This is a genomic window from Helicobacter pylori, assembly GCF_016755635.1.
Lineage (GTDB): Bacteria > Campylobacterota > Campylobacteria > Campylobacterales > Helicobacteraceae > Helicobacter > Helicobacter pylori_CQ.
Genome location: NZ_CP051500.1, coordinates 903,284 through 916,814 on the forward strand (window position 1 = coordinate 903,284; position 13,531 = coordinate 916,814).

13 protein-coding genes and 1 pseudogene are annotated in these 13,531 nt (G+C 40.0%); 2 read left to right on the top strand and 12 right to left on the bottom strand.

The genetic code is table 11. The features are described from left to right. Positions 1–2: 2 nt before the first annotated feature. From HG567_RS04205 to cdh, 8 genes and pseudogenes are all read right to left on the bottom strand, one after another. Positions 3–659, bottom strand: coding sequence for a hypothetical protein (locus tag HG567_RS04205; RefSeq protein ID WP_202139305.1), 657 nt, complete (start codon positions 657–659; stop codon positions 3–5). Continuing rightward, positions 656–1,093 carry a dUTP diphosphatase gene (dut, locus tag HG567_RS04210; protein WP_120838278.1) on the bottom strand — a complete coding sequence of 146 codons (438 nt, stop codon included), beginning with the start codon at positions 1,091–1,093 and terminating at the stop codon, positions 656–658. The genes HG567_RS04205 and dut overlap by 4 nt, the downstream gene beginning before the upstream one ends. Then, on the bottom strand, positions 1,083–1,577 hold the full coding sequence (gene greA / locus HG567_RS04215; protein WP_001031332.1) for a transcription elongation factor GreA: 495 nt from the start codon (positions 1,575–1,577) through the stop codon (positions 1,083–1,085). Before greA ends, dut begins: the two co-directional genes overlap by 11 nt. Before the next feature lie 40 nt (positions 1,578–1,617). Continuing rightward, the gene (gene lpxB / locus HG567_RS04220; protein WP_202139306.1) at positions 1,618–2,700 is read right to left on the bottom strand and encodes a lipid-A-disaccharide synthase; all 1,083 of its coding nucleotides are present in this window, start codon (positions 2,698–2,700) and stop codon (positions 1,618–1,620) included. Beyond that, positions 2,700–3,161: a nickel-binding protein Mua gene (gene mua, locus HG567_RS04225; protein ID WP_202139307.1), complete on the bottom strand. Its 462-nt coding sequence runs from the start codon at positions 3,159–3,161 to the stop codon at positions 2,700–2,702. The genes lpxB and mua overlap by 1 nt, the downstream gene beginning before the upstream one ends. A gap of 6 nt (positions 3,162–3,167) precedes the next feature. Continuing rightward, positions 3,168–3,521, bottom strand: a complete 354-nt coding sequence (hypA, locus tag HG567_RS04230) for a hydrogenase/urease nickel incorporation protein HypA (RefSeq protein ID WP_000545280.1) — start codon at positions 3,519–3,521, stop codon at positions 3,168–3,170. Between the two features lie 58 nt (positions 3,522–3,579). Next, positions 3,580–5,736: a flagellar hook protein FlgE gene (gene flgE, locus HG567_RS04235; RefSeq protein ID WP_108329008.1), complete on the bottom strand. Its 2,157-nt coding sequence runs from the start codon at positions 5,734–5,736 to the stop codon at positions 3,580–3,582. 209 nt (positions 5,737–5,945) lie between these two features. Further along, positions 5,946–6,839, bottom strand: a pseudogene (cdh, locus tag HG567_RS04240) (CDP-diacylglycerol diphosphatase). Positions 6,840–7,028: 189 nt separating this feature from the next. Here cdh and HG567_RS04245 point away from each other — a divergent pair. Next, positions 7,029–7,358, top strand: coding sequence for a zinc ribbon domain-containing protein YjdM (locus tag HG567_RS04245; protein WP_202139308.1), 330 nt, complete (start codon positions 7,029–7,031; stop codon positions 7,356–7,358). A gap of 56 nt (positions 7,359–7,414) precedes the next feature. On the opposite strand, the gene HG567_RS04250 is transcribed toward HG567_RS04245, so the two are convergent. From HG567_RS04250 to HG567_RS04260, 3 genes are all read right to left on the bottom strand, one after another. Then, positions 7,415–7,630, bottom strand: a complete 216-nt coding sequence (locus tag HG567_RS04250; RefSeq protein ID WP_001206520.1) for a hypothetical protein — start codon at positions 7,628–7,630, stop codon at positions 7,415–7,417. Positions 7,631–7,714: 84 nt separating this feature from the next. Next, positions 7,715–8,590 carry a twin-arginine translocation signal domain-containing protein gene (locus HG567_RS04255; RefSeq protein ID WP_202163665.1) on the bottom strand — a complete coding sequence of 292 codons (876 nt, stop codon included), beginning with the start codon at positions 8,588–8,590 and terminating at the stop codon, positions 7,715–7,717. Positions 8,591–8,734: 144 nt separating this feature from the next. After that, positions 8,735–10,252, bottom strand: a complete 1,518-nt coding sequence (locus tag HG567_RS04260; protein WP_202139310.1) for a catalase — start codon at positions 10,250–10,252, stop codon at positions 8,735–8,737. A gap of 325 nt (positions 10,253–10,577) precedes the next feature. Between HG567_RS04260 and HG567_RS04265 the strand changes: the two genes are divergently transcribed. Then, positions 10,578–12,947: a TonB-dependent receptor gene (locus HG567_RS04265; RefSeq protein WP_202163666.1), complete on the top strand. Its 2,370-nt coding sequence runs from the start codon at positions 10,578–10,580 to the stop codon at positions 12,945–12,947. On the opposite strand, the gene ruvC is transcribed toward HG567_RS04265, so the two are convergent. Then, positions 12,948–13,421: a crossover junction endodeoxyribonuclease RuvC gene (ruvC, locus tag HG567_RS04270; RefSeq protein ID WP_001221183.1), complete on the bottom strand. Its 474-nt coding sequence runs from the start codon at positions 13,419–13,421 to the stop codon at positions 12,948–12,950. Between the last annotated feature and the right edge of the window lie 110 nt (positions 13,422–13,531).

Below are 13,531 nucleotides of genomic sequence, written 5' to 3' on the forward strand. Positions count from 1 at the left end.
AATCAATGCGTTCCTTGAATGGTTTCTTTTTTTAGATTGGTTGGTTTGGAAGGGTTTTGCTGAATATCTTCTAACACGCCATAATGTTTTAAAACAGAGATTATAGCATAGAGTGAAGAACTTAGAGGGATAGTGGATAAACTTTGATGCGCTTTTTTGATTGCGTCTTTAGAATTTTCTTCATACAACAAATTCACTTCTTGTAAAGTGCTCATTTCTTTGAGAATGGGGCTTTTTTCAAGCAAGTTTTTATCTCTAGAGAGCGATGTGTAAGAATATTGTGCGAACGCTTTAACGATTTCATTAGAAGATTGCGAAAGCCTTTTAAACTCGTTTGCATCGTTTCTCTCACTCGCTCTGGCGAACTGATACAAGTCATACAACTCTGGGGCGACTTCTTTCAATCTTTTTTGCAAGGCTATATTATTAGGACTCTCTAGCACTTCATTATAAATTTGAGTGATCCGCTCTCTAGTTTGCTCATGCTTATAATCTTGCAATTTTGTATCCCCTAAATAAGCGATAAAAGCCACCACGATAAACAACAACACCCACTTGTAGCGTTTGAAAAACTTTTCTAATCTAAACGCCCCCTCTAAAAGCTTTTCATCGCTTTTAAATTCGTTTTTAACTTGCTCTAAATTTTCCTTAATACTCATGCCTTACTCACTCCTGTGCTGCCAAACCCCCCGCTACCCCTTGAAGTTTCATCTAATTGTTCGCATTCTATAAATTCGGCTTTATAAGTTTTTTGAACCACCCCTTGAGCGATCCTATCCCCTACCTGGACTTTAAAATCTTTATCGCTCAAATTCGCTAAAATGACCTTAATTTCGCCCCTATAATCATTATCCACCGTGCCAGGAGAGTTTAACACCATCACCTGATGGTTCAAAGCCAAACCGCTACGGGTGCGCACCTGTAATTCATACCCCACTTCTAAAGACAAACAAATCCCTATTTTCACCAACCCCACGCTATGAGGTTTGATCATCACTTCTTCCACCGCATGCAAATCAAAGCCTGAAGAACCCTCGGTTTGGTATTCAGGGACAAGGGCGTTTGGGTGGATTTTTTGGATTTTAATTTTCATCAAAACAAATCTCTTTATAATAAATGTCTAAAATTTCAAAATCGCTCTCGCCATTGGGCAATTGAATGCTCACCGCATCGCCCTTGCTCTTACCGATCAAACTCTTAGCGATCGGCGAACCAAAAGAGATTAACCCTTTAGCTGGATCGCTCTCCACGCTCCCTACTATCGTGTAAGAAAACTCTTTATCGTTATCCAAATTAAGGATTTTAATCGTGCTGCCAAAACTCACTTTATTGTGGGCTAAAGCGCTCGGATCAATCACTTGAGCGTTAGAAATAATCTCGCTTAAATCCACGATCCTCGCTTCAATGAAGCGTTGTTTTTCTTTAGCGGCATGGTATTCAGCGTTTTCTTTCAAATCCCCATGCCCTCTAGCAATATCAATTTCTTTCACAATATTAGGCCGTTCCACCTCTTTTAATTGCTTTAATTCCGCGCAAATCTTATTGTATCCATGCATACTCATAGGTTCTTTATTCATTTAATCTCCTAAGCTTATTCAGTAGAGATTATAGTAAAAATTAAGTTAAATTCAGCAAAAAAGCCATTTCATTAGCGATTTTTCTTGCACTCCCACTGGCTAAATATTCCCTTAATCTCAAACTTTCTTTAAAATAGCGTTCTCTATCCATTTCTTCATACGCTTTTAACAAACCCTCTACGCTCAAAAAATGTTGGATCAATTCCGGGTGCAATTGGCTCTCCCCAAGCCCTGGAGTTTCATCATTTAAGGCGTTATAAAAAATATTCGCTAAACCTATATAATGCAAATTGACCAACATTCTAGCGATCAAAAAATCCATCGTTTTAGCCCTATACGCTAGGACAAAAGGCGTGCCAATCAAAGCGGCCTCTAAAGTCGCTGTGCCGCTGCAAATGAACGCAAACTCAGCTTCAAACAAACTCTTATGCGCATCATAAGAAATTTCAAATAATTGAATGTCTTCTCCATAAAGGGCTTTCAAATCCAACCCCTTAAAGAAACTCGGCACCACTAACACACGCCTTTTAAACCCTTCGTTTTGTTCTAAAATTTGAGCCACTTTGACAAACAAAGGGAACATTTTAGCGATTTCACTTTTTCGGCTTCCTGGCATAAACACTAGAGTTTCACCCTTAATATCTTTTTTATAGTATTTAATTTCATCTAATAAAGGGTGTCCCACATATTGGGCTTTTTTTTGGTAATAGCCCACTTCAAAAGGCAAAATCGCTCCCAAAAAATCGCAGTATTTTTCAAGGCTTTTAGTGCGCCATTTTTTCCATGCCCAAACTTGCGGTAAAATATAATACATGATTTTTTTATGCGGATCTTGTTTTTTGATTTTTTTGGCTAGGGGGATATTGAAAGAAGAAGAATCCATTAAAAGCACCATATCCGCTTGTTTGGCTAATTGGACCATTTCTTTATGGGCTTTGAGTAAAAACCCCAAACGGCCTATCACGTCTCTAAAACCCATGACAGAAAATTCCCTAGGGCTATAGAGTGCGTTTTTCCCTTCAAACACGCCAATAAAACGATAATCTTTAGGCAAATTGCGGCGTAATTCCTCTAAATGCGCATTAGAGCTCGCTTCTAAAGCGCTCACTAAAATCGTGGGCATTATTTGTCTTTCAAAAGGTTTTGGACTTGATAGAGCTTGATTTCTTTATGCAAATCCCTCAATTCAATTTTGAGTAACGCATTTTCAAAATCTTTTTTAGAGAGGTGGTTTTTTAAAAGCCTGTTTTCGCGCAAAACGCTGCGGTATTGCAAGTAAAGCCCTTCATCAAACACACGCTTGCTTGGTTTTGCCATTATAACCTGATTATCATTAGTGAAAACCTCCACTTCTTCAAGGGCTTTAGGGAAAATCACACTCTCTTCTGTATTTTGTGCTTCTTTGTTTAAGCGGGAGTTTTCTTTTTCTGATTTTTTTTGATAGATTTCTTGCTTCAAACCTTTTAAGGCGCTTTTTTTCTTACGCAAGATTTCTTGGACCTGCTTCAATTCCAAACGGATTTTTTTTAAAACTTCTCTAGTGTCTTTAATTTCTTGCTGGTAAGCGTTCAATTCTTCTTGCATCGGTTTTTATTCCGCTAACATTTCTAAAGACAACAAACGCATTTCATTGCCTTGAGTGATAATAACATTCTTGCTGTGGCATTTCTCACACACCCCATAATCTAGCGCGTTAGGCTTAAAAACATGCGAACAATCCTTGCATTCTAATTCAACCTTTTCATCTACAATGTCTAAAATAGCGTCTTTACACACCAAAGATTCTTCTCTAAAAGTCTCAAACGCGCTCACAAACAAGCTCTTATCCATAGCACTTCTTTCACCAATACCGACCACGACTCTTTCAATCTTATGGGCTTGATTTTTCTTCGCATGCTCTTCGCAAAGAGCGATTAAAGAAGAAACGACCGAGTATTCATGCATACTAAACCTTAATCTTTAAATTAGCCCCTATTATATTGTATTAGAGTAATCCTTTAGTTTATTGCTTAAGATTCAATAGGGTATTAAGGATTTGATCGGATGTGGTTACCGCTTTAGAGTTCGCTTGAAACCCCCTTTGAACCACAATCAAATTCGTTAAACTCCGGCTCAAATCCACATTACTAGACTCTAGTTTAGATCCTGAAATCGAACCCCTACGCCCCGTATTAGCCGCGCCGATTAAGGCTTGCCCTGAGTTTCCGGTTTGAGAAAAGACATTCCCGCCTAAAGCCTGTAAGCCCGCATCGTTAGCGAAATTCGCTAAAGCCACTTGCGCGAGTGCCAAAGTCCTACCATTACTGAACGCTCCTAAAAGCACCCCGTCTGAATCAAAGCGGACATCCATCAAATCGCCCGCTTGATAGCCGTTTTGCTCAATCGCATAAGTTTCAGAAATCTTATCCACGCTCGTTAGCCCGTCAAAGCTCCCTGAAGAACCAAAGGCTAAATTGATGCGTTGGGGAGCATCAGCGCCATTTTTAGGGTCAAATTGTAAAAGAGGCGGGTTCATGCCTGCAAGCGATCCGTCATTATTAAAATGCAAACGGCCTCCTTCAAACACATTAGGCCTAGCCGCTGACCCCCCTACTAATTCCCCAGGCTCAGGCACAATCACCCTGAAATTCCATTCCGCTCCCCCACTCCTATAAAATTCAATGTGCATGGCGTGTTTAGTGCCTAAGCTGTCTATCACATCAATGCTTGTCGCATGGGTTGCGTGGGTGAATTTAGAACTGCTCGCTGACGCTCCCCCTTCAATTAAAGAAGCGGTATTAAGCCCTTTCATCGCGTTTTTAAACAAAACATTGTTCGTTACGCTGTCTGAAGAATACCCACTCACAAAGATATTAAGATTTTCTTTAATGACATTTTTATTGTCTTTATTATTGATTTCAAACATGCCGTATTGGTTGACGCTAACCCCTATAGAAGCGGCTGAGTCCTGGTAATTGTCCGCTAAACTAGGGTCTTTAACGATATTAGCGTCATGCTGGATTAAGGCGCGCAAATCTTCAGTGGTCCTAAACTGCCCAATATCCGCATTAGGGCTGATAGAATGCGTATAGCTGTATTTGAAAGCCGTTACATCTTTATCGCCGTCTAAAAAGTTAGCGAACGCCCCAGTCCCGGCTTGAGTAACCACAATATTTTTAAGCTTTTCATCGCCGTCTAATTCATTGGTGTTTTCCAAACGCAATTGCTTGCCGTCCAAATAAGCTTCAATCCCTGTTTGGCTTTTGACCGCATTGATCGCATTTTTCGCCGCTACTAAGCTTGAAGTCCTACTCACCGCTGAATCGTTTGTGAAAGAAATCTTAACCCCATTCAATTCAAGCGTGCTGTTTTCTGCAGAAGGGAGGATGTCTTTGACCATTTTTGCACTTTTATAGCTCACCCATATCCCTTGGTTTTCATTCAATAAAAGAGCGTCGCCATCTTCATTGTATAAAGATCCCATGTCTTCGGCGACTTGAGCTAAATTCGTGCCTGAATCATACACCGGATTAATGCCATCTGAAGGGGTTTTGGCTGAAGAATCCAAAGCAAATATCGCCGCTGTTTGATCGGCATGCCTTCCAGCGTTTAAATTCGCCCTCATAGAAATGCGGTTACTCGCTCTGGCTGGCATCACCATTCCTGGGTCAATCCTAATGTTTTCTAAAGGGCCGGTGTTATCCACTTTTAAAGCGTCCGTATCGCTCCCTTTATTGCCGGTATCGCTCCCGTTTCTCACCCACCCTTGCACCACAAGCCCGCCGGTGGTAACCAAACTCCCTTGCGAGTCAAAAAGGAACTCCCCATCTCTAGTGAAATTGCGCGTGATCCCCCTATCAGGGCTAATGATAAAAAAGCCATCGCCTTGAATCGCTAGATCGGTTTTGACATCTGTGTTTTGGATATTGCCTTGTGAAAAGATTTTAGTCGTCGCATCCACGCCTACCCCAAGCCCCACAGAAAAGTCATTCTGCCCTGCTAACCCGTTTTTATAGGGCGCGGTAGCGATGAGTTTGACTTGAGAGAGCATGTCCACAAAAGAAGCCCTAGAATATTTAAACCCAGTGGTATTCACATTCGCAATATTGTTACTCTCAATATCCAAAGCGATTTGGTGGGCTTGCATCCCATTGACACCAGACCATAAAGACCTAAGCATGGTTATCCTTTAATGTAAAGAAATTCAATCTATGCAAAATAAAGCAAAAGTTGTTCCTAAATAGCTTTTTAGAATGATTAGTTGCGGATTTTAAGTTTTGTTAATCAAAAAGATCGGTCAAATTCATAAGGGGATAGGGGGTTTTGTAACACCACCCCTTAATTACGCTTTTTAAAGACTATCGCTCAAATTTAAGAATCTAACTCGCTTTAGTGCAAAATCGCGCATTCATGATCTTGAATCTCTTCGGCTGAAGCGCGATTTAAAGTCAATGGGTTAAATTGTGTCGCTAATAAGACAAAGGAGTTATCGCTTTGTTGCACCACCGCTAAGCCATAGTCCCCCATGCGTTTGTGCGCGTTAGGCACTTCTTTATTAAGCATGACAAACGGGCTTTTTTGCGCCAATTCGCTCTCTGTTACCCGACGCGCCAAATATTTATGCCCGTTCAAGCCACCTGATAATGGCGACCAACGGCTGTTGATTTTTTTTAGATTATTATCCAGCTGTTTGCGCACATCAGGGCTAATGCAAGAGATGTGGATATGAAAATGGTTTTGCGATCGCCCTTTTTTAGAGTTGATCGTCAAAGAAATCGCGCTATCAGGAATGGGTTTGCCGTATTTTTTACTCATAAAATCGCGTGCTTGCCAGGATAAATAAAAAAAGTTAGGCGTAGAAGAATCAAGCAACAAAGGGCTTTCAATACCGCTAATGTGAGTTGTTGGCATCAACAAATATTGCAACGGACCGTTAATATCTTTTAAAACCACATAGCCGGCATCGGGTTTGACTTCTATGCATGGCGAAGGATTCTGATTTTTCTCATAATTAGGCAAACATTTCTCAAAAACAATCTTACGCAACACATTCGGATCTTTAGCGTTTAAACTCATAACAACGATAGCCACCATCGCTAAAAAAAGAAAGCCCGCTTTTTTCATCTTTTTTGCTCCTTGTTTTTAATGGGAGTTTTTACAAACCCTCTTGTTATTTTTCTACAATAGTGGTTAAAAGCTTTAATCATTATGATTATTTTAATAAATTTTAACTTATTAGTAACATTTAGTAACCTATTTTAAAAAGAGCTTTTTGAATACCAACGAGAAAAACTTAAATTGATAACATTAAAAAAGCTAAAAGAATTTTTTAAAATATTAAATAGCTTGCACTAAGCAGGTGATAATTTTTTACCATGCGATCTTAGGGGTTGATACTTATCAAAATAAAGCGTTTTATAACCTTACTTTAGGTAATATCGTCATACTGATACCACAATAAGGACAATTATCATGCAAGATTTACCCCCATGCCCTAAATGCAACAACGCCTACACCTACCATGACGGCGTGCAACTAATTTGCTCTAGCTGTTTGTATGAATGGAATGAGAATGAAGTTAATGGTGAAGAATTGATCGTTAAAGATTGCCATAACAATCTTTTACAAAATGGGGACTCGGTCATTCTCATTAAGGATTTAAAGGTTAAAGGTTCATCTTTAGTGCTTAAAAAAGGCACCAAAATCAAAAATATCAAGCTCGTCAATGGCGATCACAATGTGGATTGTAAAGTGGAGAGGCAGAGTCTGTCCTTAAAATCTGAATTCCTCAAAAAAGCTTAGGAAAATACAAAAGCTTAAGAATGGGAAAAGCTTAGTGGCTTTTTAAGCTTATAAAGTCATTTTTTAGAAAAAATCAACTTATCCAGCTTGAAAAAAATCACCGCTCCAATGGTTTGCCCCAAGAAAAGATTGAGCCACAACGGAAAATTGAAATAATAGAAAATCTCCATAAAAGGCAGCATCACCAACGCGCTCAACATCCACCTAAGCCAATAAACCAAAAACAGCTTAGAAGCGTATTCTGTGCCAAGTTTCTTAAAAAATTCTCGCATAAAGACAACCCTTTAAACCCTTTTTGCAAACTCTCCTTAAAAAGGAAAGCTCGCTATCAAGGAATATTCCTAAATTTCATGCCTTTAGACAATTGTATAGGACACTCTTTTTTCAAAAAGTTTGCTCTCGTAATTGCCTAAATCCCTACCATCTACAAGGGCAAAGGCATCGCCAAAAGTCGCCAATAAAGCAGAATCTAACTGCATGTCTTTATGACGATTCAACGGGATAAAAACTTCCTTGTGATTATTTTGAAAATCAAACGCTAGAAATGAATCTTTCAAATACACTTCTACCCTAGAAGCGTTTTTCACCACGCTGTTTTGAGTCAATTTCAAGCCTTGCACTTCAGCGCTTTTAATCCCACATGCATGGCATAAGGACACAAACATGCTCTCTTTGGAAATGGTTGCAAACCAAGGCAAACTCTCTCGTTTAGGCAAATTTTCTTTACCCTCTAAAGCCTTCTGTCTCTTAGGCATCTCATGCTTGATGAACGCATAAAAACTACGAACGCTTTCTTTAGGGGTTGTTCCCTTGAGTTGGTTGGCAATGTTAGCCACGCTCGCATCGTCTCTTTCATAACGCCCCATCGCTACAAAATCGCTCGTTTCAAACAAACGCTCATTCAATTGATAGCTAGCGATCTCATAAGACAAATGGACTTGCTTTTTTTGAGTGCTTTTTAAAAAATCCACTTGCAAATAAGGCACGCCAAAAGCAAGCATGCTCTTATAACTGGCATGATTGCCTTGTAAATGCACATTGCTCGCTACAACACTCGGCATGGGAATAAAAAGTGAAGTGTGTTCTGCAGAATCAAAATCAATGCTGTATTGAGCTTCTATTTTATATTTTGCAACACTCCCTTTGCTTTCTTCTGCCTGCAAAATCTGTGCTCCTAAAACAGCACCTGTAGCGCCTAAAGCAGTCGTTTTAATAAAATCCCTTCGTTTCATAACTATAACTCTTTATTGTAATTTTTAAATTCGTTGAATGAATGAAAAAGTAGGACACACCACCAAAGGATTGATGAGTATCCAAAAACCTAAATTTTGAAAGACAAAGCGTTCCTAAAAAATAAGAACGCTTAAAGAAAAGGGTTACTTTTTCTTTTTTGTGTGGTGCATGTCTTTTCCATGCATGTCTTTCATCATTTTTTGGTGTTTTTCAAGAGCTTTTTTAACTCCCTCAGCGTATTTGGGGTCAGCTTTCTTGAAATGCTCCAATTGTTTATCCACAATTTCTTTATGGGTAACATGAGCTAAAGACTCTCCAACAGTGTCATGCAACCTTTCTTTTTCATCAGCTGGCAATGAGCGGTAGTAATCACCTGGTTGGGTGTAGTAATCGCTATCCTCAGCTCTGTAATCCCAATTCCACACTTCAAACTCTTTCTCAATATGAGCTAAGTTGAACTTAGGATCCCTTGCACTCTTATCCTCTTTATAGCCGGGCAATGAGCTAGGCGTATAGTTTTGTAAAGAGCCGTAGTATCCGTTTTGCATGTAACCATCTCTGCTAGAAGAGTGGAATGGGCATCTTGGTTTATTAACCGGTATTTGAGGGTAATTAACGCCTAAGCGGTAGCGGTGTGTGTCTCCATAAGAGAACAAGCGCCCTTGTAACATCCTATCAGGGCTATAGCCAATTCCAGGAACGACATTAGCCGGACTGAATGCCGCTTGCTCCACTTCTGCGAAATAGTTTTCAGGATTTTTATTCAACTCTACAATGCCCACTTCCATCAATGGATAATCTTGGAGATACCAAATTTTAGTCACATCAAACGGATGGAATCGATACTTTTTAGCATCTTCTTCTGGCATCACTTGAATGCTTAATTTCCATTTTGGGAAATCCCCTCTAGCGATCGCATTGAATAAATCCCTTTGATTGGAATCAGGATCATGCTTTCTGATTTCTGCAGCTTCTTCATTAGTCAAGTGCTTAACGCCTTGCATGGTGTGAAAGTGGAATTTCACCCAAAAGCGTTCACCTTTAGCGTTGATAAGACTGAAAGTGTGGCTACCAAAACCATCCATGTGGCGGAAAGATTTAGGAATACCTCTATCGCTCATAACCCATGTTACTTGATACAAACTTTCAGGAACATTACTCCAAAAATCCCATACCATGTCATGATTAGGCAAATTGGTTTGAGGATCTCGTTTTTGAGTGTGGATGAAATCAGGGAATTTGATCGCATCACGGATAAAGAAAACGGGCGTGTTGTTCCCTACTAAATCCCAGTTACCTTCTTCAGTGTAATACTTCATCGCAAAACCTCTTGGGTCTCTTACCGCATCCGCACTGCCTTTTTCCCCTGCCACAGTAGAGAATCTGAAAAAGCATTCGGTTTTTTTGCCCACTTTAGAGAAAATTTTCGCTTTAGTGTATTTAGTGATGTCTTTAGTCACGGTGAAAGTGCCATAAGCTCCGCTTCCTTTAGCATGCACCACTCTTTCAGGAATCCTTTCTCTGTCAAATGCCGCTAACTTTTCCAAAAACCAAGTGCTTTGTAATAAAACAGGACCTCTAGGGCCAGCCGTAATCACATTGTTGTCATCCCAAACGGGAGCACCAAAAGCAGTGGTTTGTTTCACATCTTTATTAACCATCTTTTTTCCTTTATTTGATTTCAAATCTTCGTAATCTAGCACTAAGCCAATTACTTGTGGTGATTATTACATAATTTGTTATACAAAGACTAACAAGATTCAATTTCCTTAAAAAATCTTTTTTTTAAGAATAAAAAACCCCCTTAAGTATTTCTATTTGTAACAATTAACAAAAATAAGAAAGATTAAAAACAAAATTTTATTTTTAATCTGGTTTTAATAATAATTATCATACTATTCTATCTCAATGTTTTAACGGATTTTGTTTTTTTTTTTTTTTTTGATTTTTATTTTTTAAATTTTTAAATTTAAGGAGAGTTGTTGGATGTTTTTAAGACCATATATTAGGAATGTTTTGTGTTTCCCCCTACTCGCTGATACTTGCTATAGCGAGGAGCGCACTTTAAATAAGGTTACCACCCAAGCTAAAAGGATTTTCACTTACAACAATGAGTTTAAAGTAACTTCTAAAGAATTGGATCAACGCCAAAGCAATGAAGTCAAGGACTTGTTTAGGACTAACCCTGATGTGAATGTGGGCGGAGGGAGCGTGATGGGGCAGAAAATCTATGTGAGAGGCATTGAAGACAGGCTTTTAAGGGTTACGGTGGATGGGGCTGCGCAAAATGGCAATATCTACCACCACCAAGGCAATACCGTGATTGACCCTGGCATGCTCAAAAGCGTGGAAGTGACTAAAGGTGCAGCGAATGCGAGTGCAGGGCCAGGAGCGATTGCAGGAGTGATTAAAATGGAGACTAAAGGAGCGGCTGATTTTATCCCTAGGGGGAAAAATTATGCGGCTAGTGGGGCGGTGAGTTTTTATACCAATTTTGGCGATCGAGAGACTTTTAGATCGGCTTACAAAAGTGCGCATTTTGATATTATCGCTTACTACACGCATCAAAATATTTTCTATTATAGAAGCGGCGCTACAGCGATGAAAAACCTTTTCAATCCCACACAAGCCGATAAAGAGCCAGGAACTCCTAGCGAGCAAAACAACGCTTTAGTTAAAATGAATGGTTATTTGAGCGACAGAGACACGCTCACTTTCAGCTGGAACATGACACGAGATAACGCTACACGCCCTTTAAGGAGTAACGCTATAGGGTTAGCCTATCCTTGTGAAGCCCCTTTTAGCCCTGATAGTTCTCAAGGGTGTCCTAATGTGTTGGATAGTTTCACAAGATACATGTATCACTCCATTAATAGCGCTAACAATCTTTCCTTACAATACAAAAGGGAAGCGGGAAATTCTTTTGGCGACCCACGATTAGATTTTACCCTTTATACAAGCATTAGAAACGCCAAGTTTGATCCCCTATTTGATCCTAATGGCGTTTATGCTCAATTCCCCACTTCTCAAGCGAGCGCATGGGAAAAAGAAAATTACCCATGCGTTGAAGGCGGGTATTGCACCCCAAGCTTTTCAGATGTGGATAAACCAAGCTCACAGCCTAGGGATTTGTTTTTAAACAACACCGGCTTAAACCTTAAAGTCGCGCATGTGATTGATGAAGCCACAGACAGCCTTTTTGAATACGGATTCAACTACCAAAATTTAAGCGTTTTTGACGCTCGCATCCCTAAATCAGAATTATACAGGCCTAATCAAGTCTATACTGATGATAAAGGGCAAAAACAAATCGCTTGCACTCTTGTGGATAATAACCCCAATGATCCTACTTTGTGCCAAAGAGGGAAAGCGAACGGGAATATTTATGGAGGCTATGTGCAAGCGAATTACTCGCCTCATAAAATCATCACTTTTGGAGCCGGGGTAAGGTGGGACGCATACACGCTTTATGATAAAGATTGGAACCACCGCTACACTCAAGGCTTTAGCCCTAGCGCGGCTCTTGTGATCAGCCCCATTGAGCCTCTATCTTTAAAAATCACTTATTCTCAAGTTACAAGGGGGGTTATGCCAGGAGATGGTGTGTATATGCGCCAAAACGATTTACGATACGCTAAAAATATCAAGCCTGAAGTGGGCTCTAACGCTGAATTTAATATTGATTATTCAAGCCAGTATTTTAGCGGGAGGGCTGCGGCGTTTTATCAAGCTTTGGATAATTTCATCTCACAATATGCGCAAAATTTGATTGTAACCAATTTGAGTCAAGCGATTAGGATCTATGGCTATGAAGTGGGCGGGACATTCAAATACAAGGGCGTGAGTTTGAATGTGGGGATCTCGCGCACTTGGCCCACCACTAGGGGGTATTTAATGGCGGACAGCTATGAGCTTGCCGCAAGCACCGGTAATGTTTTTATCATCAAATTGGATTACACCATCCCCAAAACAGGAATCAATCTTGCTTGGCTTAGCCGCTTTGTTACCGGTTTAGATTATTGCGGGTTTGATATTTACTTGCCTGATTACGGGACGGCTGAAAAACCCAAAACCCCTACCGATTTAGCCAAATGCGGATCTAAATTAGAGTTAGTGCATATGCATAAACCGGGCTATGGCGTGAGTAATTTTTATATCAATTGGAGTCCTAAAACCAAAAGCCGTTGGAAAGGTTTGTTGCTTTCAGCCGTGTTTAATAATGTTTTCAACAAATTCTATGTGGATCAAACAAGCCCTTATGTCATGAGCCCAGACATGCCAGGCACTGACGCTGTTAAAAGAGCGATCGCAGAGCCCGGGTTTAATGCGCGTTTTGAAGTGGCTTACAAATGGTAGTTAGTGGGGCTTCAAGCGTTGCGCATGCGTGATAGCAACGGCTATCGCATCGCTAATATCCAAAGGCTTGATTTCGCTTGTGATGTTAAGCAAGCGTTTGACCATAAAGGCTACTTGCTCTTTAGTGGCTTTCCCGTTACCGGTTAGGGCTTTTTTGACTTGTAAGGGCGTGTATTCGCTAAAATTACCGATCCTTTCTAAAATCTTTAAGGACAACGCCCCCCTGAATTGCGCAAGCTTGATCACGCTTTTAGGGTTATACCCAAAGAAAATATCTTCAATCGCCACTTCATTAACTTCGTAACGATCCAATAAGCAATCTAAGGCTTCTATCAAGTCTAAAATCTGTTCTTGCAAGCGTGTCGTGGTGATGTTAATGAACCCAGCTGTGATTAAAGAAAGCTTGTTAGAAGTGTGAGAGATAATAGCATACCCGCATTTCCTACTGCCCGGATCTATCCCTAAAATACGCATCAACCATTCCTGTTTGTTTATCGCAAGGTTTAAAAAACGCTATTATTATATCCATGTTTCTTGTGAGCGCAAAATACAAGATTGCATTAAGAACTTTTAAAAAATTTAGC